Here is a 22,241-nt window from a genome sequence, read left to right as displayed (position 1 = left end):
GGAAAGCACGGCGGACGGCTCCGTCTCCGACGCGACCGTCATCAAGGCGCTGCCCACCCCGCACACCCCGCACCAGCCGCACGTCGACCTCGACGACTGGAAGTCCGTCACCGCCCGTCCGGAGGACGAGATCGTCATCGTCTCCGTCGGCGAGCTGGGCCCGTGGGGCTCCGGCCGCACGCGCGCCCAGGCCGAACTCGGCATCCACCCCGACGGCACCGTCGACCTCAACGCCGGCGCCGTGCTGGAACTCGCGTGGAACATGGGCCTGCTGACCTGGGCCGACAGCCCCAAGCCCGGCTGGTACGACACCGACGGCAACCTCGTGCCCGAGGAGGACATCGCCGAACGCTACCACGACGAGGTCGTGGCCCGCTCCGGCATCCGCCCGTTCGAGGAGGGCATGGGCAACGACTACAGGGACGGCTCCGACGAGGAGGAGGCCGAGGTCTACCTCGACCACGACGTCACCTTCTCCGTGCCGACCGAGGACGTCGCCCGCGAGTACGTCAAGCTCGACGAGGCCCACACCTCCTACGCGAAGGACGACGAGTCCGGCGAGTGGAACGTCACCCGCCACGCCGGCTCGATGATCCGCGTGCCGCGCCGCGCCGCCATGACCCGCACGGTCGGCGGCCAGTTCCCGAAGGGCTTCGACCCGGTCAAGTGGGGCATCCCCGCCTCGATGGTCGGCGACGTCGACGAGATCGCGCTGTGGAACATCGTCACCACCGTGGACGCCTACCTGTCCGCCGGATTCAACCCGGCCGAGATCCTTGAGGCCATCCACCCGTCGTTGGTCGCGTCCACGCAGGGCACCGGCTTCGGCGGCATGATGTCGATGCGCAAGCTCTACCTCGACCGCTTCCTCAACCACGAGATCCCGACCGACATCCTCCAGGAGGCGCTGCCGAACGTCGTCGCCGCGCACGTGATGCAGAGCTACATCGGCGGCTACGGCAACATGATCCAGCCGGTCTCCGCCTGCGCCACCGCCGCGGTGTCGCTCGAGGAGGGCGCCGACAAGATCGCGCTCGGCAAGGCCGACTTCGTCGTCACCGGCGCGATCGACGACATCGGCGTCGAGTCCGTGATCGGCTTCGGCAACATGAACGCGACCGCCAACTCCGAGGAGATGTACGCCAAGGGCATCGACGCGCGCTTCTTCAGCCGCGCGAACGACCGTCGCCGCGGCGGCTTCCTCGAGTCCCAGGGCGGCGGCACGATCCTGCTCACGCGCGGCGACATCGCGCTGAAGCTGGGTCTGCCGGTCGCCGGCGTCATCGGCTTCGTCCACTCCTACGCGGACGGCGCCCACACGTCGATCCCGGCCCCGGGGCTCGGCGCCCTGGCCGCCGGCCTCGGCGGACGCGACTCGAAGCTGGTGCGCGACCTGGCGAAGCTCGGCGTCACGCCGGACGACATCGCCGTGGTCTCCAAGCACGACACGTCCACCAACGCGAACGACCCGAACGAGTCCGAGCTGCACAACACGCTCGCCCACGCGATCGGCCGCACCGACGGCAACCCGCTGTTCGTCATCTCGCAGAAGACCCTCACCGGCCACGCGAAGGGCGGCGCCTGCGTCTTCCAGGTCAACGGACTCACGCAGCTGTTCGGCTCCGGTGTGATCCCGGCGAACGCCTCGCTCGACTGCGTCGACCCGAAGCTCGCGAAGGACGACCACATGGTCTGGCTCAGGAGGCCGCTGCGCATCGGCGGCGGCGAGGACGCGTTCGGCCGCACGGCCGAGGGCGCGCCGGTCAAGGCGGGACTCGCCACGTCGCTCGGCTTCGGACACGTCTCCGGCTTCGTCGCGCTCGTCCATCCGGGCGCGTTCGAGGCGGCCGTGGCCAAGGCCGACGGCGAGGCGGCCCTCGAGGCGTGGCGCGAGCGCGCCAACACCCGTCTGGCCGCCGGCCAGCGCCGCCTCGAGGAGGGCATGATGGGCCGCGCCGCGCTCTACGAGCCGATCGACAACCGCCGCTTCCGCGAGGACGGCACGCGCCTGGCCGACGGTTCGCGCTACGACGCCCACGAGGTCGAGAAGGCCATGCTGCTCGACCCGGACGCGCGCCTGAACGCCTCCGGCTACTTCGAGGCCTGATCCGCCACGAGGGGAGCGATCCCGCGGAGCATCATCCGCCGGGACGCTCCCCTCGCTCCGTATTCGGTCGGTGCGGCCTTGAAGCGGGTAGGGTGATGTCCATGAGTGTATTGGGATTGGGCCACGACGTGGTCGACGTGGCGGCGTTCGGCGAACAGCTGGCCGAACCGGGCTCGCGCATGCGCGGGCTGTTCTCGGTGCGCGAGGTGCGCCAGGCCGCGACCCGCGCCCGTCTCAAGAACGACGGCGAGGCCGTGCATCTGGCGGCCAAGTGGGCCGGCAAGGAGGCGTTCCTCAAGGCGTGGTGCGAGGCGCTGGGGGAGGGTGACTACCCGTTCACGCTCGACGACTTCCCATGGTCCTCGATCGAGGTCCTCGACGATTCGCGCGGCGTGCCTCATGTGACGCCGTCCGGCGAGGCGGCCGTCGCATTTCGCTCGTCGATGGCCGCCGCGATCGCCGAGGCCGGCACGTCCGGAAGTGTGATATCGACGGGTGGGTACGGACGCCCCGGCTCGTCGGGGTCGTCCGGTTCGTTCGGCGCCGCGGCGTCCGTCGGCGCTTACATGGGCCCGTCGGCGTCGGCCTCCGTCGATCCGGCCGCCGGTCCTTACGCGGTGATGCGCGCCGCCGCCGCGTCCTCCGCGGCCGCGGTCCGTCGGCTCGAAGCCGGCCCGTCGCCATCGCCGTCCCCGGTCCGCATCCACCTCTCCCTGAGCCACGACGGGCCCGTCGCCTCGGCCGTCGTCATTTTGGCCTTCGACTGATTGTCCGACGACCTCGTCTCTTCGGGCGGCCTCGTTTCCGATGATTGCCGGCTTGGCCGCGTCGTCCCTCGTCCGGCCGCCATCCGCGTTGCCGCGCCGATCGCACCAACCTCTCCATCCGGTATCGGACGTGCGCCGATCGCACGTCGAGGACGGTCGTCAATCTCCTCGAACGCATATCGAACCGTTTCGACACGCCGGCTATCGAACCGGTTTGATAAATCGCGCGCGCGCGGTTACCATGAAAGTGCAGTCGATACAACAACGAAGTTCGAGCACAACCCAAGGAGTCGAAGATGGTCGCCAAGTCCCGCGCCGCGAAGTCCGATCCGAAGTCCGCCAAGGCAACGAAGCCCGTCAAGTCCGTCCCCTCGCCGGCCGCCACCGACGAGACGTTCGACGCACGCCTCGCCCGTCACCGCGACGAGCTCGAGTCCCTGTTCCGCATGCTCTACGGCGATTCCCCCGAGCTCAAGGAGTTCGAGCGCTCCATGGCCGAGGCATACGCCGCCCGCCCCGCCGACCTCAAGGACCTCGACAAGGCCCGCGAGCAGGACCCGCAGTGGTACAAGCGCGGCGACATGTTCGGCATGACCATGTACACCGATCTGTTCGCCGGCGACCTGAAGAAGCTGGCCGGCAAGATCGACTACCTCAAGGAGCAGAAGCTCACCTACCTGCACCTCATGCCGCTGCTGCAGATGCCGCACCCGAACAACGACGGCGGCTACGCCATCGAGGACTTCGACACCGTCGACCCGCGCATCGGCACCAACGAGGACCTCGCCGCCCTCACCAAGAAGCTGCGCAAGGCCGGCATCAGCCTGTGCCTCGACTTCGTGATGAACCACACCGCGTCCTCCCACCGCTGGGCCAAGGCCGCCGAGGCCGGCGACCCGGAGTACCAGGACTACTACTTCTGCTACGACGACCGCACCGTCCCGGACAAGTACGACTCCCAGGTGCCGCAGGTCTTCCCGAACACCGCCCCCGGCAACTTCTCCTGGAACGAGAAGATGGGCAAGTGGGTCATGACCCAGTTCTACCCGTTCCAGTGGGACCTCAACTACCGCAACCCCAAGGTCTTCGTCGCGATGATGAAGAGCGTCCTGCACCTGGCGAACCTCGGCGTCGAGGTCTTCCGCATCGACGCCGTGCCGTACATCTGGAAGCAGCTCGGCACCAACTGCCGCAACCTGCCGCAGGTCCACACCATCGTGCGCATGATGCGCATGATGCTCGAGGTCGTCTGCCCGGCCGTCGTGCTCAAGGGCGAGGTCGTCATGGCCCCCAAGGAGCTCGCCGCCTACTTCGGCACCCCCGAGCGCCCCGAGTGCCACATGCTGTACAACGTCTCGATCATGGTCAACCTGTGGAGCGCGCTCGCCAGCGGCGACGTGCGTCTGCTCAAGGCCCAGATCGACAAGCTCAACGCCCTGCCGGAGAACTGCTGGTTCGTCAACTACCTGCGCTGCCACGACGACATCGGCTGGGGTCTCGACGAGGACGAGGAGGTGCGCCTCGCCATCGACCCGCTCAAGCACAAGGAGTTCCTGTACCACTTCTACGAGGGCGCGGTCCCGGGCAGCTGGGCCATGGGCGAGCTGTACAACTACGACGAGGCCACCAAGGACGCGCGCAGCTGCGGCACCACCGCCTCCCTGTGCGGCGTCGAGAAGGCGATCATCACGCACGACAAGCCCGCCTACGAGAAGTCCATCAAGCGCGACCTGCTCATGCACCGCGCGATGGCGTTCCTGCGGGGCTTCCCGATGCTCAACTGCGGCGACGAGATCGGCCAGCTCAACGGCTGGGAGTACAAGGAGGACCCGGACCGCATCGAGGACAGCCGCAACCTGCACCGCAGCCCGTTCGACTGGACGAAGGCCGCCGAGCGCCACACCGATGGCACCCTGCAGAACCGCCTGTGGGACGGCATGGAGGGCCTGCGCGAGATGCGCTCCGACCCCTGCTTCGCGCCCGACGCCTGGGTCACCACGTGGGACACGCACGACGACGCCGTCCTCGCTGTGGTCCGCAAGTCCGGCGACCGCACCATCGTGGGCCTGTTCAACTTCGCCGACGCCACGTCCGCCGCGACGATGGACAGCACCCCCGACGCCACCCTGCCCGCCGGTCCGGTCGAACTCGGACCGTACGAGTACCAGGTGATCGTCACCCGCGAGTAGTCCCGCTCGCCTCGTTCCCGAAGGCCGCCCGGTCGACGCACGCCGCGTCGCCGGGCGGTTTCGCTTTCCTGGTCCATGTATCACGACTACAGTCGGAAACCATGACGCTCCCCAATGACACCATCCCCGACCTGACCGCCGCTGCTACGGCCGCCGCGACCCGCATGCCGGCGACCAACCGCGCCGCCGACGCCGCGTTCCTTCTCGGCGAGATCGACTCGACGAACACCCTCGCCCGCGAACTGCTCGTCGACGGACGGCTCGGTGCCGTCCTGTCCGGGGTATCGGGCGATGAGCTCTCCGCGAGAGGATCTTCCGTCAGTGGACCTTCCACATCCAGTCGTGCCGCCCGTTCGGCCGTGCCCGTCGCCGTAGTCGCCGCCGATGCCCAGACCGCCGGACGCGGCCGGCTCGACCACACGTGGACGAGCCGACCGGGGGAGTCGTTCACCGTGACCTTCGTCGTCGCCGTGCCGCGCGCGGTCGCGACCGACGAATCGGTCAACGGCTGGCTGCAGATGATCGCGGGCCTCTCCGTGCTCGACGCGCTCGACGACGCGCTCGCGATCAGCGGCGCCCGCCCGGTACGCGGCGCGTTCGATGCGTTGGGCGCGCCGGACGGTCAGAAGGCCGCCGTCGATTCCCGCGTGCATTCCGCTGCGGATGGTTCTGCGGACTCCACCGCCGCCGACCCGCACGGGCGTTCCGTCGCGGCGCCCGCCGTCCCGCAGCTCAAGTGGCCCAATGACGTCTATCTCGGCGGCCGCAAGCTCGGCGGCATCCTCGCCGAGATGGTCCCCCTGTCCGCTCCGGCCGCCGCGGCCGTGCCCGCCGGCGGTCCGAACGACTCGACGGTTCGGGCCGACTCCGCCGTCGCGATCGTCTTCGGCATCGGCCTCAACCTCAACGTGCCCGCCGACCGCCTGCCCACGGCCGAATCGACCTCGCTGCAGCTGCACTACGCGCCGCTGCCTGCGCCCGACGCGCTGCGCGACGCGATCGCCGCCGGAGTCGTGCGCTCCCTGCGTCGCCGTCTCGCCGCGTTCGTCGCCGATCCGAAGCGCCGCGCCGCCCTCCTGCTGCGCGAGACCCGCGAACGCAGTTGGACGCTCGGACGACGCGCCGTCGCCCACTTCGTCGACGGCGCCGAGCTGGAGGGTGTCGCCGAGGACCTGAACCCCGACGCCTCGCTGGTTCTGCGCGACCGCGACGGCGTCGAACACACGGTGCGCACCGCCGACGTGGGAGTGTTGCCCGAGCGCGATGTATGACCATCGTGTATACTTGCTCGAGTTGTTTCGTTCGCGTCATCGCGAACGGCTCGGCACGCGGATGTAGCTCAATGGTAGAGCCTCAGTCTTCCAAACTGATTACGCGGGTTCGATTCCCGTCATCCGCTCCATGTGAAGGCCCCGGAAATCCGGGGCCTTTGTCGTTTCCGCCCCCATCCGGCATCCCACCGTGCCATCCATGCCACCGACCGGCGGATATCTCTCGCTGAGAGGTGTCGGCGAGCGGTCCGGACCGGTCGGCAGATGGCGCGGATAGCTCCCGCATGACGGGCGAGTACCATGGGACGGTAATGAATACGGCAAGGGATCGGCTCACGGAACGGGGGAGTATGACGCGCAACGGCGGGACCGCGAAGGCCGCGGAGACCATGAGGGACGCGACGGCGCAGGCCGGCGATGACAACGAGGCCGTCGAGATCGTGGGCGACAAGGTCGAGATGGTCGAGGTGTCCAAGCATCCCGATCCCACCATCCCCGTGACCGACCTCTCGCTCGCCGACATCGAACGCCGCCGCTCGCACCCCGTGCAGTGGGCCGCGTACGCGATCGCCGTGCTCGTCGCGATCATCGCGCCGTACTGGCTGGGCCGCATGCTCGCCGTGCGCAACACCGCCTGGCTGACCGACAAGCTCAACGTGTTCACCCCGCAGGGCATGGCGTTCCTCGCCTGGACCGTCACGCTGGTCACCATCGCCTGTCTGGGACTGGCGATCGTCGATTCCGGACGATGGCTGTGGCGCATCATCTTCGCGTTCGCGCTCGCCGGCGAACAGCTCGCCGCCGGCGTGAGTCTGCTCAAGTTCGACTTCTGGTACTCGACCTACGTCGTCTACGGCGACTCCGCCGCGGTCGCCAACGCCGCGAACCTCGGCATCATCGCGGCCGGATTCGGAGTGGCCGTGTTCGCGGTGATCTGGGTCGGTCTGCTCGTCGTCATCAGGAAGGACTCGCCCCTGAACGTCCTGACGCGCAGCTGGGCCTCGTTCATCCTCTTCTTCGCGATCGAGGTGATCGCCCTCCTCGTCGTCATGTTCGGCGGCCTCCTCACCACCGTGTGACGTCCGGCCCCCGTCCTATACTTTCCATTTGGCGTAAATCGCCCGCGGATAGAGAGCGCTTCGAGCATCGTGCCCGGAGCACCGCGCAACAATCAACCTTGAAGGAGGACGCCGTGGCACTGACGGCTGAACAGAAGACCCAGATCATCAACGAGTTCGCGACGCACGAAGGCGACACCGGCTCCCCGGAGGTCCAGGTCGCCCTGCTCTCCAAGCGCATCGCCGATCTGACCGAGCACCTGAAGCAGCACAAGCACGATCACCACTCCCGTCGTGGTATGCAGATGATGATCGGTGACCGTCGCGCTCTGCTTGACTACCTCAAGCGCAACGACATCAACCGTTACCGTGCGCTGATCGAGAAGCTTGGTCTGCGTCGATAATGAAGACTTCCGCCCGGGCGCCATCGGCGTTCGGGCGTTTTTACATACGCCTGCACACGGCAACACGAACGAAGTAGGAGCGAGCCGGAAGAACAGGCTCCGCACGGAGGAAAAGACCGGAAGGTCCGGTCCGGAAGGTCCGATGGAGGAGCCGGCAAGAGGACTCACCTCTCGAAGGGGTTGACACGAGGGAAACGCGGCGGAGGCACGTCGGGTAGGACCAAACGACACGAGCCGCGGGGCCGCAAGGCCGAAGCACACGCCCGCAACACATGCGAATGTAAGAGCCCGCCCAGCTGAAGAGGGCACTGTTTGTCTAGGAAAAAGCACACACGATAACAGAACAAAGGAGGAACCCTATGGAGGGTCCCGAAATCAAGGCCGCCGAGGCCGTGATCGACAATGGTTCATTCGGCAAGCGCACGCTGCGCTTCGAGACCGGCCGTCTCGCCCAGCAGGCCGACGGCGCCGTCGCCGCCTATCTGGACGACGACACGATGGTGCTGAGCACCACCACCGCCGGCTCCAGCCCGAAGGAGAACTACGACTTCTTCCCGCTGACCGTCGACGTCGAGGAGAAGATGTACGCCGCGGGCAAGATCCCGGGCTCGTTCTTCCGCCGCGAAGGCCGTCCGTCCAACGACGCGATCCTGGCCTGCCGCATCATCGACCGTCCGCTGCGCCCGCTGTTCCCGCACACGCTGCGCAACGAGGTCCAGGTCGTCGAGACCGTGCTCGCGGTCAACCCGGACGACGCGTACGACGTGGTCGCCCTGAACGCGGCCTCCGCCTCCACCATGATCTCCGGCCTGCCGTTCGGCGGCCCGGTCTCCGGCGTGCGTCTGGCCCTGATCGACGGCCAGTGGGTCGCCTTCCCGAAGTGGAGCGAGCGCGAGCGCGCCGTCTTCGAGATCGTCGTCGCGGGCCGCGTCGTCGAGAACGGCGACGTCGCCATCGCCATGATCGAGGCCGGCGCCGGCAAGAACGCCTGGCACCTCATCTACGACGAGGGCCAGACCAAGCCGGACGAGGCCGTCGTGGCCGAGGGCCTCGAGGCCGCCAAGCCGTTCATCAAGGTCATCTGCGAGGCGCAGAACGAGCTCAAGGAGAAGGCCTCCAAGGAGACCAAGGAGTTCCCGCTCTTCCCGGAGTACACCGACGAACTGTACGCCCGCATCGACGAGATCGCGCACAAGGACCTCGACGAGGCCCTGACCATCGCGGAGAAGCTGCCGCGTCAGGAGCGCATCCACGAGATCAAGGAGCACGTGCGCGAGATCCTCGCCAACGAGTTCACCGACATGGCGGACGACGAGAAGGACAAGGAGCTCGGCAACGCGTTCAAGGAGCTGCAGCGCCAGATCGTGCGCCGCCGCATCCTCACCGAGGACTACCGCATCGACGGCCGCGGCCTCAAGGACATCCGCACCCTGTCCGCCGAGGTGGACATCGTGCCGCGCGTCCACGGCTCCGCCCTGTTCCAGCGCGGCGAGACCCAGATCCTGGGCGTCACCACGCTGAACATGCTCAAGATGGAGCAGCAGCTGGACTCCCTGTCCGGCCCGCAGTCCAAGCGCTACATGCACAACTACGAGATGCCGCCGTACTCCACCGGCGAGACCGGCCGCGTCGGCTCCCCGAAGCGCCGCGAGATCGGCCACGGCGCCCTCGCCGAGAAGGCCCTCGTCCCGGTGCTGCCGGACCGCGAGGAGTTCCCCTACGCCATCCGTCAGGTCTCCGAGGCCATCGGCTCCAACGGTTCCACCTCGATGGGCTCCGTGTGCGCCTCCACCCTGTCCCTGCTCGCCGCGGGCGTCCCGCTGAAGGCTCCGGTCGCGGGCATCGCGATGGGCCTCGTCTCCGGTGACGTCGACGGCAAGCACATCTACAAGACCCTGACCGACATCCTGGGCGCCGAGGACGCGTTCGGCGACATGGACTTCAAGGTCGCCGGCACCTCCGAGTTCATCACCGCCCTGCAGCTCGACACCAAGCTCGACGGCATCCCGGCCGACATCCTGGCCGCCGCCCTGCAGCAGGCCAAGGACGCCCGCACCACGATCCTCGAGGTCATCAACGAGTGCATCGACGGCCCGGCCGAGATGAGCGAGTACGCCCCGCGCATCATCACCACCACCGTCCCGGTCGACAAGATCGGCGAGGTCATCGGCCCGAAGGGCAAGATGATCAACCAGATCCAGGAGGACACCGGCGCCGAGATCGCGATCGAGGACGACGGCACCGTCTTCATCTCCTCCGAGGGCGGCGAGGCCGCCGAGAAGGCGAAGCAGATCATCGACTCCATCGCCAACCCGCACGTGCCCCAGGCCGGCGAGACCTACAACGGCAAGGTCGTCAAGACCACGTCGTTCGGCGCCTTCGTGAACCTCACCCCGGGCACCGACGGTCTGCTGCACATCTCCCAGATCCGCAACCTCGCCAACGGCGAGCGTATCGATCAGGTCGAGGACGTGCTCAAGGAGGGCGACACCGTCGAGGTCGTCGTCCAGGGCGTCGACGACCGTGGCAAGATCTCCCTGGCCATCCCCGGCTTCGAGGACCAGGAGTCCGGCGCCTCTCGTGGCGGCTCCCGCGGTGGCGACCGCGGCGCCGACCGCGATGATCGCCGTGGCGGCCGTGGCCGTCGCGACGACCGCCGCTCCTCCGATCGCGACTACGACGACCGTCCGCGCCGTCGCCGTGCCGATCGCGATGACCGTGACGACGATTACGATGATCGTCCGCGCCGTCGTCGCGCCGCCGACCGTGACGACGATCGCGACTACGATCGCGACGACCGCCGTCCGGCCCGCGATGACCGTGACGACGATTACGATGATCGTCCGCGCCGCCGTCGTTCCGCCGATCGCGACGATCGCGACTACGATCGCGACGACCGCCGCTCCTCCCGCGCCGATCGCGACGATGATCGTCCGCGTCGCCGTCGTTCCTCCGATCGCGACGACGATCGCCGTTCCTCCCGCGGCCGTGGCGGCTACGACCGCAACCCGCGCTACGCGACCGACGAGAACTACGACGAGTACCACGCCGACCGCATCGAGCGCACCGAGCGCCCGCGCCGCCGCGTGCGTCGCGACTTCGATCCGTTCGAGGACTGATCGCTGATTGATTGAGAGGCCCTTGTGCCCGGTTCCTTCCGGAAACCGGGCACAAGGGCCTCTCCGTTGTCATCGGTCGAATTGTTCGACCCGTCATGAGGGGTGCCCGCCGGAGCGAGTGAACGGCGAGGGCCGGGAACGGGTGGAAGAGGGCTACAGCCCCGCCTCAGCCAGGGCGTGGTCGATGTCGCGGATGAGGTCGTCGGTGTCCTCCAGGCCCACCGCCAGACGGAAGAAGCCGCGATGGAACTCCGGCGGGTACAGGTACTGGCGTTCGTCGTCCTCGCCGAGGAAGACGATGAGGCTTTCGTCGTGGCCGAGCGACACGGCCGACGTGATCACGTTGAGCTTCGAGACGAAGCGGTTGTGCCCGTCATGGTCGGTGTCGAGACCGAACGAGAGCACGCCGCCGAAGCCCGCGTCCGGCCGGGCGAGCTGGCGGACCGCCACGTCGTGCCCCGGATGCGACTCGAGACCCGGATAGGCGACGAAGCGCACCTGCGGCAGCGACTCCAGATGCCGGGCGATCGCCAGCGCGGAGGCGTTGTGCTGGCGCATGCGCAGGGGGAGCGTGACCGAGCCGCGGTTGATGAGCCACGCGTTGAACGGCGAGATGATGCCGCCGTAGTTCACCTGGTACGTGAAGCGGATCCGGTCGGTGAGCTCCTTGGCGCACGCGATCGCGCCGCCCAGCGCGTCGCCGTGGCCGTTGATGTACTTGGTCAGGCTCTCGATGACGACGTCCGCGCCGAGCTCGGCCGGGCGCACGTTGAACGGCGAGTTGAACGTGTTGTCGACGCTCAGCAGCGCGCCGGCCTCGTGCGCGAGCCTCGCCGCCGCCTCGATGTCCGTGACCTTGAGCGTCGGGTTCGCCGGCGTCTCGATGTGGATGAGCTTCGTGTTCGGGCGGATCGCCTTCGCGATGTTCTGCGGGTCGGACGTGTCAACGATCGATGTCTCGATGCCGTACTTCTCGGGCAGGATCTGGTTGAGCAGACGGTACGCCGCGATGTAGGTCGTGTCGGAGAAGATCGCGTGGTCGCCGCGGTTCAAAAGCGTGGTGAACGTCGCCGCGAGCGCCGCGACGCCCGAGGCGAGCACGACCGCGTCCTCGGTGCCCTCGAGGTTCGCGAGCTTCGCCTCGAGATAGCGCTGGTTCGGATGCCCGTTGCGCGTGTACAGGTTCACGTCGGAGCTCGACCAGTTGATGTCGGACGGGTCGTAGGGCAGCGCGTATGCGTTCGCCAGCGTGATCGGGCGGCGGATCGCGCCGGTCTCGGCGTCGACCCCGTTGCCCAGGTGGATGGATTTCGTCGCGAAGCCCAGCGGCACGTCGTCGAAGGATTCGCCATGATGCACAAGATCTGAAGTCATGCCTTCAGTCTGTCACCGCGACGTTTCGTGCGCACGTGACGCCGAAACGTCCGGAACCGCGTGATTCCGCCCTTTGATAGCCGTCCATAGGCAGAACCGAATACGGGGGTTGACGCTCCGCTTCGTGGGTGGCCGCGGGGAATCGCCGTATTCCCTTCGGGACACGCTCCGGGCCGCTCGGCCAAGTCCTACGGTCCCAAACGGAATACGGCGATTCCCCGCTCCGTTCCGTACGGAAGCAACGGATGGTCGTAAGGAGCGGGGGATCGGGCAATCCTGTTCCCGACCGTAGGCTTGGCCGAGCGGCCTTGAGCGTGTCGGGAACAGGATTGCCCGATCCTCCGCGGTCGCCGGCCGCCGGTCTACCGAACAACCGAATCATGTGGGAGAATGGGGGCAGTGCTCCAAGGAAGGGGATGAACATGGATGCCATCTTGCTGCTGCTGGTCGTCGTGCCGCTGGTGATCGCGGTCGTGCTCGTCGTATGGGCCATCGGCGCGTACAACGGGCTCGTCACGCTGCGCAACCGCGTGGGGAACGGATGGGCGCAGATCGACGTGCAGCTGAAGCAGCGCGCCGACCTGATCCCGAATCTCGTCGAAACCGTCAAGGGCTACGCGACGCATGAGAACGAGGTGCTCACGCAGGTGACCGCCGCGCGTGCCGGCGCCGTGCAGCTGGCCGCCGACCCGCATGCGACGCTCGCCCAGCGCGCCGCGGCCGAGAACCAGCTCACGCACGCGCTGATGAACCTCACCGCCACCGCCGAGGCGTATCCGCAGCTGCAGGCCAACCAGAACTTCCTCGGCCTGCAGAACCAGCTCAAGGACCTCGAGCAGCGGATCGCGTACGCGCGCCAGTTCTACAACGACGTCGTCATGAAGTACAACACGAAGATCGAGACGGTGCCGAGCAACATCATCGCGAACCTGTTCCACTTCACGCAGGCGCAGTACTTCCAGGCCGACGAGGCCTCCCGCGCCGTGCCGCAGGTGAAGTTCTGAGCCCCGGGCTCCGGACCGAAGGACCTGAACCATGTCCCGCAAACGCATCGTCCGCGCCGTAATCGTCACGGTGATCGTCGCGCTCCTCACGCTGATCGGCGTCCTGCCGATGGGCCTCGCGGCGGGAGGCGTCCCGGCCGACGCGAGCTACCGGTCCATCGACTACGAGGCGACCGCCACCCCCGACGGCGACCTGAAGGTCACGCAGAGCATCGACTACAGGCTCAAGCGTCGCGAGGACGACGACGGCAACGTCAAGCCGTACCGCCAGCTGTACTGGCAGTACACGCTCAATCCGGGCAACCTCACCAACATCACCGACATCCGCGTCAGGAACCTCGACACCGGCCGGGCGTACACGCGCACCGAGCCGAGGAATCCGGACGGTGTGGGCGATACCAGCTGGAACAGCGACTACGCGAACCACTGGTACATCGCCGACGTCACCCTCTCCGACACCGATCCGCAGCCGTACGACCCCGCGAGCGGGGGTCTGTCCGTCGGGACCGGGGACCCCTCCGGGTATTCGGACACGAGGACCGTCGAACTCGGCTGGAACATCCCCGTCACCACGAGCGCGGACAGCATGCGCTTCGAAGTGTCGTACGTGATGCACGACGTCGCCACGAAGTACGACGACGTCACCACGTTCATGTGGGAGCCGATCGGCACGACCAACCAGCTGCCCGCCGGAAGCGTCGCCGGCGTCGTGCGCTTCCCCGACGGCGTCAAAGAGCGCGACGTCCGCACGTGGCTGCACTCCGAATCGAACGGCGAGATCGCGCGCACGTCCGACGGCGCCATCCGCTTCTCCCTCAACGACGTGAAGGTCGGCAGGTACGTCGACGTCGTCGCCGCCTACGATTCGGCGTACGCCGGCGACGTGGCGCGCACCGGCGCGGGCGACCGGCTGCCGTCGCTGACCGCGACCGAGACCGCGAAGGAACAGGCGTGGGCGGACAGCCGACGCACCGCCGCGCGCATCACGCTCGCCGTCTGGATCATCACCACGCTGCTCGGCGCGCTGTTCGCCGCGTGGGCGATCATCGCCGTGATCCGCTCCAACAAGGCCGCCCGCTACACCGGCGGCATCGAATACTGGCGCGACGAGCCCGGCGTCAGCCCCGATTCGGCCGCGCGCCTGATCGGCGTGGTCGACGACTCCGTGCGGGGCGGGCTCAACGACCGCTCGCTCGCCTCGACCGTGCTGTCCCTCGCCGTCAAGAAGGCCATCGCGATCTACCCCGGCTCGGCGGACCTGTACCGCGGCATCGACATGAGCCGCGCCGACCCGGTCGGCATCGCGCGCATGGTCGGCGCGGACGCGGGCCGGCTCGCCGACGCGAAGTCGACCAACACCATCGTGATCCTGCCCGCCGCGCTCGCGCACGGCGAGGATTCGGGCAGCCTCGCCGGACGCGAGGCCCGCGCGGCGCTGGGACTGAGCCAGTCCGAATCCGCCTGCCTCGACCTGCTCATCGCCATCTCGCGGCGCGTCGGCGGGCCGGTGTTCGACTTCCGCCGGATGCGCATGGCGTGCAAGGACTGGCGGGACGGCTACGAGTGGATCGGCCGGTTCCGCACCGCCGCGAGCAACGAGTTCGCGCTGCTCGGCGCCACCAGACGCCGGGGCGCGAGCTACGGCGTGCCCGCGGGACTCGCCATCGCGACGGGACTCCTCGCGCTCGTGTTCAACTCGGTCATCGGCAACCTCGCGCTGATGGTGTGCGTCGGGCTGCCGATCTACGCGGTCGGCCTGTTCTGCTCGGCGGCCGGCGCGCCGGTCGCGCCCACGCCCGCCGGACAGGAGTACCTCGGCCGCTGCCTCGGACTCAAGCGCTATATGGAGGACTTCTCCGACTTCGCCGACCGCGGGGTGCCCGACCTCGCGCTGTGGGACTGGTACATGGTCTACGCGGCCGCGTTTGGCATCTCGCGCGAGGCGGTCGCGCAGCTCGCCCGCGCCTACCCGCAGGTCGCCGACCCCGAATGGCTCGACTCGCACGGCCCCGGCACGCTGTGGTACTGGACGTACCGTCCGTACGCGTACGGCCGGTACTCGTCGTCCGACTACGGCACGTCGTCGGCGCTGGGCGCGTCCGCCGGGGCCGGCGCCGCGGGCGGCGGGCCGACTCCGGGGGACCTGCCGTTCGGCGGCGACACGTTCGCGGCGGGATTCGGCGACATCGGCTCGCAGATCAGCGCGGGCTTCGCCTCCGTCTCCTCGACGATCTCGGCTGCGGCCCCGTCCTCGTCCTCCTCCGGAGGCGGCGGTTCGTTCGGCGGCGGAGGCGGCAGCTTCGGCGGTGGCGGCGGCGGATCCGGCGGTGGTGGCGGCGGCGCCCGCTGACCGGGCGGGGGACGCCCGGCCGGCGGGACTACACTGAACAACGAACACCAACCAACGAAGGGAGCAGCCATGGCGCTGTATCGCAATCTGGGACCATTCTCCACCACCGCCATCGGCCACGGCGAGATGCCGCTGACCATCGAGAACAACCGGGGCCACGACGTCGGCATCGAGACGCTGCATGCCTCGCTCGACGCCGGCTGCCGCCACATCGACACCGCGTGGGCCTACTACACGCCGGGCGAGGAGGAGCAGACCGGCGAGAAGCTGGTGCGCGAGGCGCTCGCCACCTGGAAGGGACCGAAGGACGAGGTCACGGTCGCCACGAAGATCGGCCTGCGCCGCGTCTGGGGCGAGCACGGCGAGCCGCTGTGGCCGCGCGACGGCAAGCCCGAGCACCTCATCGAGTACGGCAAGCAGTCCGCGCTGGCGCTCGGCGTCGACACCATCGACCTGCTGTACCTGCACCGCCACGACCCGGAGGTGCCGTACAACGAGTCCATCGAGGCCCTGAAGCAGCTCGTCGACGAGGGCGTGGCCCGCGTGGCCGGCGTCTCCAACGCGTCCATCGAGCAGATCGACATCGCCCGCTCGATCCTGGGCGACAAGCTCGTCGCCGTACAGAACCAGTACTCGCCGATCCACCTCGAGACGCAGGACACGCTCGACTACTGCGCCAAGCTCGGCCTCGCGTTCGTGTGCTGGAGCCCGCTCGGCGGCTACCGCCACCCGTACGACGAGTCGAAATTCGACCCGTTCCGCGAAGTCGCGGCCGCCCACGGCGTGAGCTACCAGCAGGTCGTGCTCGCGTGGGAGCTCGCCAAGGGCGACCACATGTTCGTCATCCCCGGCGCCCACCGCCCCGAGACGATCCTCGACTCCCTCAAGGCCGACCAGCTCGAGCTCTCCGAGGAGGACCTCGCCAAGCTCGGCTGATTCCCTGCCTCACGGCTGTCGCCGTTCGGCCTCGCCTACCGACGGTCCACCGGACCATCGGTTGACGGGCTCGGCCCGCCAAGCTCGGCTGATTCCCTCATCCACGCATGATGCGCCGTTCCCGTATGGGGCGGCGCATCGTCGTCACGGGGCGGTCGCCGGCGTCATGCGCGGCGCGTCACACCAGTTCGGCGAGCGTCGCGGCGGCGGCCGCGAACTCCTCGGGCGTGGTGTACGCATAGCTCAGGCGCAGCGCGTTGTCGCCCTCGAAATCGTAGATGTCGCCGGGGTTGAGCAGCACCCCGCGTTCGATCGCCTTCTGGAACAGACGGCCCATGCGCACCGGCTCGTCGAACGTGAGCCAGATGTAGAAGCCGCCGCGGGGCGTGTTCCACTGCGCGCGACCGGCGAACACACGATCCAGCGTCTCGAGCGCCGCGTCGCGCCGGCGCCGGAGCTCCGCGCGCAGCGACTCCAGGTATTCGGCGTACAGCCCGCTCGTGAGGAAGCGGGCGAACACCCACTGGCTGAGCGCACTCGCGCCGTAGTCCATCTGCATCTTCACGTCCGCGAGACGGTGGACGATGCGCTCGTCCGCGACGATCCAGCCGATGCGCAGCCCCGGGGCGAGCGCCTTCGACGCGCTGCCGAGTGTGATGACCATGCCGTTGTCGTCGAAATGCTTGAGCGACTTCGGCGCCGCGCCCTCGAAGATGAGGTCCTGATACGCGCAGTCCTCGATGATCGGCAGACGGTTCCTCACGCACGCCTCGATGAGCGCACGGCGACGCGCCTGAGGCATCGTCAGTCCCGTGGGATTGTGGTTCGTCGGAATCGTGTACAGCACCGACCCGGCCACGCGCTCGCGGGCGCGCCCGTATGCGCTCGCCGCGTGGCCGACCGGCGCGGCGTCGACGGACGGTGCCGGCGCTTCCGGCGAGCCCGGCGAGTCCGATGGCGAGGTGATCGCGGCGTCGCCGCCCAGCAGACGGTCCAGCGCGCGCACGTCGAGGCCGTCCGCGTCCATAGTCACTCCGGCGAGCCGCATGCCGGCTGACTGGAACACCTGCAGCGACTTGATGTAGCTCGGCGCCTCCGCGTAGACGGTCGAGCCCGCCGACAAGAGGCTCACCGAGATCATCTGCAGCCCCTGCAGCGCGCCCGAGGAGACGAGCACCTGCTCGGGCCGGCAGTCCACGCCCCACGTGCCCATGTGCTCGGCGATCGCCGCGCGCAGCACGTCCAGACCCTCCGGCGGCGGGTAGCCGAGCGAGTCGATCTCGTCGGCGGCCTCGCGCGCCACGCGCCGCCACATGTCGCGCGGGAAGAGGCGCGGGTCGATCTCGCCGGTGCCGATGCGCGTCTTCGTATGGTCGAACTCCAGACGGTTGATCGCCTGGATCGTGGCGTTGTTCGCCTTGAAGAAGCCCGACGAGACATAGTCGGCCCAGTCGGGCGCGCCGGGCAGCATCAGCGACCACGTGTTGCTCACGATGCGTGTGCCGGCGCCGTGCCGCCCCTCGACGATGCCGTAGTCGGCGAGTTCCTCGATCGCGGCGATGACGGTCGACCGGTTCACGCCGAAGCGTTCGGCCATCGCGCGCTGGCTGGGAAGGCGCGAGCCGATCGGCCACGCGCCCGACGAGATGCGCGCGCACATGAAGTCGACGATCTGATCGGTGACCGGCTTGTCCGCCGTGCGGTCCGGTCTCCAGTCGATGTCGAGCGGCGCGCTGCGTGCCATGTGCTGTTCCTTTCGTTGACGTCGCGGCTTTCCTCGGGTGTCCCGCCGGCGGCCTCCGCATGAGGGGCCTGTTGCGGTCGCGGATCGAGAGGAATGCGGCGGCCATCCATCAGGGCGTATTTGGTTGGTTGTTTTCCGCCGTTCTTGGCTGGTTGCCAAGTGTAATCCGATGCGTACTATATGACAACGGCATTGGAATGAAGCGGATTACGGGAATCGTGGTCCGTGTGAGGAAATCCAGTTGAATGTGATTTGGCTGGTTTTGGTTGGGTGGGTATTACCCAACCAAACATGGAACGTGTGAGGGAAGAACGGTCATGGGTCTGTATATCCAGGGACTGACGATGGGGCTCGCGTACATCGCGCCGATCGGCATGCAGAATCTGTTCGTCATCAACTCGGCGCTGACGCGCACGCGTCGCAACGCGCTGATCACCGCGCTCATCGTCATCTGCTTCGACATGGCGCTGTCGCTGTCCTGCTTCTTCGGCGTGGGCGCGCTGATGCAGTCCCACCCGTGGCTCGAGACCATCGTGCTGGGCCTGGGCGGTCTGGTCGTCGTGCGCATCGGCATGGGCCTGGTCCTGCCGAAGCGCAAGGCCGCGAAGGGCGACGAGAGCGGACGGGCAGCGCAGGTAACCGCAGCTCCGACCACAGGGGCCGGCGCCGCCGCGGCCCCCGCCAAGCACCTCGGCATGCGTGGCCTGCTCGACACGATCGGCACCGCGTGCGCGGTCACCTGGTTCAACCCGCAGGCCATCATCGACGGCACGCTGATGCTCGGCGCCTTCGCCGCGACGCTCAACGCCGGCCAGACCACGCCGTTCATCACCGGCGTCGAGACCGCGTCCGTGCTGTGGTTCCTCGGCGTCACGCTCGTCGTCAACGCGTTCGCCCACAGGTTCAGCCCGAAGGTCATCGACGTCCTCAACCGAGTGTGCGGCGGCGTCATCACCCTCTACGGCGTCAAGCTCCTCGTCGACTTCGCCCTCGCCGTGCTCTGACCCCTCCGTTCCTCCCCTTCTCGGCGCGAATTATTTGCGCTTGAACCCCGTTTCGCGCAAACAATTCACGCCGAAGCGTTCTCCGCGCGATTTTCTTGCGCGTGACGGGCCCGTAGCGCAAAACTTTCGCGCGGAGTGAGGGGATATGACTCTCGCTACACTGTTGGGGTGATGAACGAGGATATGACGACGAATCTGCACATGCGCCGCAAGCCCGAGGTGCTCGCCCCGGCCGGCAACCTCAGGGGCTTGAAGACGGCCGTCGACTACGGCGCGGACGCCGTGTACTGCGGCGGCAAGGCCTTCGGTATGCGAAGCGCGCCGAGGAACCTGAGCCTCGAGGACTTCGAGGAGGGCGCCCGCTACGCCCATGAACGCGGATCGCGCGTCTACGTGACCCTGAACGTCCTGCCCCGCAACGCCGAGGTCGAGGCGATGCGCGACTACATCGGCCAGCTCAAGGACACCGGCATCGACGCGATGATCGTCACCGACATCGGCGTGATGATGATGGCCCACCAGATCGCCCCCGACGTCGAGCTGCACGTCTCCACGCAGGCGGGCGTCACCAACTACGGCGCCGCGCAGGCCCTCTATGAGTTCGGCGCCCGCCGCGTCGTGCTCGCGCGCGAGATGGACCTGCAGGCCGTGCGCGACATCCGCGCCCGCATCCCCGACGACATGGACATCGAATGCTTCGTCCACGGAGCGATGTGCATGGCGTTCTCCGGCCGCTGCCTGTTCTCCAACTACCTGACCGGCCGCGACGGCAACCACGGCGAATGCGCCCAGCCCTGCCGCTGGAAGTACTCGATCGTCGAGGAGAAGCGGCCCGGGCAGTACTTCCCGATCGAGCAGACCGAGGAGGGCGCCTACCTGTTCAACTCGCAGGACATGTGCATGCTCGAGCACATCGATGACCTCATCGACTCGGGCGCAACCAGCCTCAAGATCGAGGGCCGCTCCAAGTCCGCGTACTACATCGCCGCGATGACCAACGCGTACAAGACCGCGGTGAATGCGTACATGGTCCAGCGCGGTTTCGAGGACGCCGACGGCACCGTGCTCAAGCCCTTCCGCGACCGCGTGATCCGCGAGGGCGACCCCGACTACGCCGAGTCGATCGCCGCCGCCCCCGACGCGATCGAACGCGACGCCGACAAGGCGTTCGCGGGGGTTCCCGGTGGCGACGTCGGCCTTGAATTCGCCGGCCCGGTGACGACCGAGGACGGTACCGCGGGCAAGACCCCAACCGAGGATGCCGCGGCCCGCTCCGCCGGCGGCGCCCAGCTCGACGAGCTGAGCTACAAGGCCCGCTCCGCCCGCCGCAAGTCGAACACGCGCGAGGAGGTCCTGCCCGAGGGCTGGCACCACGCCAAGACCCGTCCGGCCGAGCGCGTCACGCTGCCCGACTGGCTCCTCGAGGAGCCCGACAAGGTCGCCCACCGCGACTACTCCACCGGCTTCTACTACCCCGAGCACAAGGTCACGCAGAACACCGACCGCTCCGCCTACTTCCGCGCGTGGATGGTCGTCGGCGAGGTGCTCTCGTGGAGCCCGGATCGCGGCGGCCGCGTCACGATCATGAGCCGCAACAAGATCGAGCCCGGGCAGCTCGTCGAGTTCCTGCTGCCCGGCGAGGCGCCGCTCGTCTACACCGTGCCGGAGCGTGGGCTCGAGGACTCCGACGGCGTGCCGGTCGCGGCCATCAACAACCCCGCGCACGTGTTCTCGCTGCCCTGCCCGCACGAGGTGCCGGTCAACGCCGCCATCCGCTCGCGCACCAGGAAACCCACGCTCAAGGCGGAGTGATCCGCTGGCGCACAGTACCGCGCCGATACGTAGAACAGACATCGCAAAGGACCACAACCACATGACCGCATACGACGACAACGCCATCATCGACTCGAACAAGATCAGCTCCACCGACCGCGACGGCCGCCCGATTCCGGTGACCATCCCGATCGCCCTCGCCCCGGGCGTGACCGTCGTCTACACGACCCGCCTCGGCGGCCTGTCCACCGGCGACTTCGGCAACCTCAACCTCGGCGGCAAGTCCGGCGACGACCCGCAGGCCGTGCTGTCCAACCGCATCGCCCTGTCCGAGGCCGTGAACGCGAAGCTCTCGCTCGTCTCGCAGGTCCACTCCGGCGTGGCCGTCGACGTGGATGACGCCTTCGAGATCAACACCCCGTTCGGCTTCGACGTCTCCGGCACCAAGGGCGGGGCCGACGCGGCCGCCTCGACCGGCGAACCGACCGAGCCGACCGGCGCGGCCGGGCCTCGGGTCAGGGAGGCCGACGGTCAGGTCACCTCGCAGCCCGGCATCGCCCTGGGCATGTTCGCGGCCGACTGCCTGCCCGTCCTGCTCGCCGACCCGGTCGCCGGCATCATCGGCGCCGCGCACTGCGGCCGTCGCGGCCTCGAGAAGGGCGTGATCGGCGCGACCGTCGAGCTGATGAAGCTCAAGGGCGCCGACCCGGACCGCATCGTCGCCACGCTCGGCCCGCGCATCTGCGGCGAATGCTACGAGGTCGGCGACGAGATCGCCGAGACCTTCCAGAAGCGCTTCCCGCTGACGAGGACCGAGACCCGCTTCGGCGGCGCCGGCATCGACATCGCGGAGGCCGCGATGATCGACCTCGCGTTCGCCGGCGTCCACAACGTCGTCGACTCGATGCCGCGCGTCCACGCCGCCACCGAGTACCTCGAGGAGGATGCCGAACTCGCCGAGCTGTGCCGCACCGACGGCGAGGGGCCGACCGAGCTCGCGGAGCGCATCGGAAACATCCGCCACAGCATGTGCACGCTCGAGAACCCGCTGTGGTACTCGCACCGTCGCGCCGCGAAGGCCGGCAAGGCGCACGAGGGCCGCATGCTCGCCCTCATCGTGCGCCACTGATCTCGGCCCGCG

Annotated in this window: 14 protein-coding genes, 1 tRNA gene and 1 pseudogene; 14 read left to right on the top strand and 2 right to left on the bottom strand. The window is 68.3% G+C overall.

Annotation, left to right across the window (positions count from 1 at the left end):
• Positions 1–37 precede the first annotated feature (37 nt).
• The 8 genes and pseudogenes from JS528_RS11900 to JS528_RS08930 all read left to right on the top strand — a co-directional run.
• Positions 38–2,107: pseudogene (locus JS528_RS11900) on the top strand (beta-ketoacyl synthase N-terminal-like domain-containing protein); the annotation flags it as partial.
• 101 nt (positions 2,108–2,208) lie between these two features.
• A complete protein-coding gene (locus JS528_RS08960; RefSeq protein WP_214358720.1) occupies positions 2,209–2,874 on the top strand; it encodes a holo-ACP synthase in 666 nt (221 codons plus the stop codon).
• A 296-nt stretch (positions 2,875–3,170) separates the two neighbouring features.
• Positions 3,171–5,063 (top strand): alpha-amylase family protein, encoded by a 1,893-nt coding sequence (locus JS528_RS08955; RefSeq protein WP_240541433.1) that lies wholly within the window; start codon positions 3,171–3,173, stop codon positions 5,061–5,063.
• Between the two features lie 101 nt (positions 5,064–5,164).
• Positions 5,165–6,334 (top strand): biotin--[acetyl-CoA-carboxylase] ligase, encoded by a 1,170-nt coding sequence (locus JS528_RS11425; RefSeq protein WP_240541432.1) that lies wholly within the window; start codon positions 5,165–5,167, stop codon positions 6,332–6,334.
• A 57-nt stretch (positions 6,335–6,391) separates the two neighbouring features.
• Positions 6,392–6,465, top strand: a tRNA-Gly gene (locus JS528_RS08945).
• 258 nt (positions 6,466–6,723) lie between these two features.
• Positions 6,724–7,413: a hypothetical protein gene (locus tag JS528_RS08940; protein ID WP_214358761.1), complete on the top strand. Its 690-nt coding sequence runs from the start codon at positions 6,724–6,726 to the stop codon at positions 7,411–7,413.
• Between the two features lie 113 nt (positions 7,414–7,526).
• Positions 7,527–7,796, top strand: coding sequence for a 30S ribosomal protein S15 (gene rpsO / locus JS528_RS08935; protein WP_214358719.1), 270 nt, complete (start codon positions 7,527–7,529; stop codon positions 7,794–7,796).
• 359 nt (positions 7,797–8,155) lie between these two features.
• Entirely contained in the window at positions 8,156–10,915 is a 2,760-nt protein-coding gene (locus JS528_RS08930; RefSeq protein WP_214358718.1) for a polyribonucleotide nucleotidyltransferase, read from the top strand.
• Positions 10,916–11,068: 153 nt separating this feature from the next.
• Here JS528_RS08930 and JS528_RS08925 read toward each other — a convergent pair whose 3' ends face one another.
• A complete protein-coding gene (locus JS528_RS08925) occupies positions 11,069–12,289 on the bottom strand; it encodes a trans-sulfuration enzyme family protein (RefSeq protein WP_214358717.1) in 1,221 nt (406 codons plus the stop codon).
• Between the two features lie 422 nt (positions 12,290–12,711).
• Here JS528_RS08925 and JS528_RS08920 point away from each other — a divergent pair, with 422 nt between their 5' ends.
• From JS528_RS08920 to JS528_RS08910, 3 genes are all read left to right on the top strand, one after another.
• Positions 12,712–13,293 (top strand): LemA family protein, encoded by a 582-nt coding sequence (locus JS528_RS08920; RefSeq protein WP_214358716.1) that lies wholly within the window; start codon positions 12,712–12,714, stop codon positions 13,291–13,293.
• Positions 13,294–13,324: 31 nt separating this feature from the next.
• On the top strand, positions 13,325–15,643 hold the full coding sequence (locus JS528_RS08915) for a DUF2207 domain-containing protein (RefSeq protein ID WP_240541431.1): 2,319 nt from the start codon (positions 13,325–13,327) through the stop codon (positions 15,641–15,643).
• A gap of 69 nt (positions 15,644–15,712) precedes the next feature.
• Positions 15,713–16,579 (top strand): aldo/keto reductase, encoded by an 867-nt coding sequence (locus JS528_RS08910; protein ID WP_214358715.1) that lies wholly within the window; start codon positions 15,713–15,715, stop codon positions 16,577–16,579.
• A 178-nt stretch (positions 16,580–16,757) separates the two neighbouring features.
• Here the strand turns inward: JS528_RS08910 and JS528_RS08905 are convergent, their stop codons facing one another.
• A complete protein-coding gene (locus JS528_RS08905; protein WP_214358714.1) occupies positions 16,758–18,323 on the bottom strand; it encodes an aminotransferase-like domain-containing protein in 1,566 nt (521 codons plus the stop codon).
• Between the two features lie 317 nt (positions 18,324–18,640).
• Between JS528_RS08905 and JS528_RS08900 the strand changes: the two genes are divergently transcribed.
• The 3 genes from JS528_RS08900 to JS528_RS08890 all read left to right on the top strand — a co-directional run bounded on the left by JS528_RS08900 (position 18,641) and on the right by JS528_RS08890 (position 22,229).
• Positions 18,641–19,327 (top strand): LysE/ArgO family amino acid transporter, encoded by a 687-nt coding sequence (locus tag JS528_RS08900; protein WP_214358713.1) that lies wholly within the window; start codon positions 18,641–18,643, stop codon positions 19,325–19,327.
• A gap of 183 nt (positions 19,328–19,510) precedes the next feature.
• Positions 19,511–21,139, top strand: a complete 1,629-nt coding sequence (locus JS528_RS08895) for a peptidase U32 family protein (protein WP_214358712.1) — start codon at positions 19,511–19,513, stop codon at positions 21,137–21,139.
• Between the two features lie 61 nt (positions 21,140–21,200).
• Positions 21,201–22,229: a purine nucleoside phosphorylase YfiH/LACC1 family protein gene (locus JS528_RS08890; protein WP_214358711.1), complete on the top strand. Its 1,029-nt coding sequence runs from the start codon at positions 21,201–21,203 to the stop codon at positions 22,227–22,229.
• Positions 22,230–22,241 lie beyond the last annotated feature (12 nt).

This window comes from Bifidobacterium santillanense, from assembly GCF_018555385.1.
Lineage (GTDB): Bacteria > Actinomycetota > Actinomycetes > Actinomycetales > Bifidobacteriaceae > Bifidobacterium > Bifidobacterium santillanense.
This window is presented reverse-complemented; position numbering and strand designations above follow the sequence as displayed.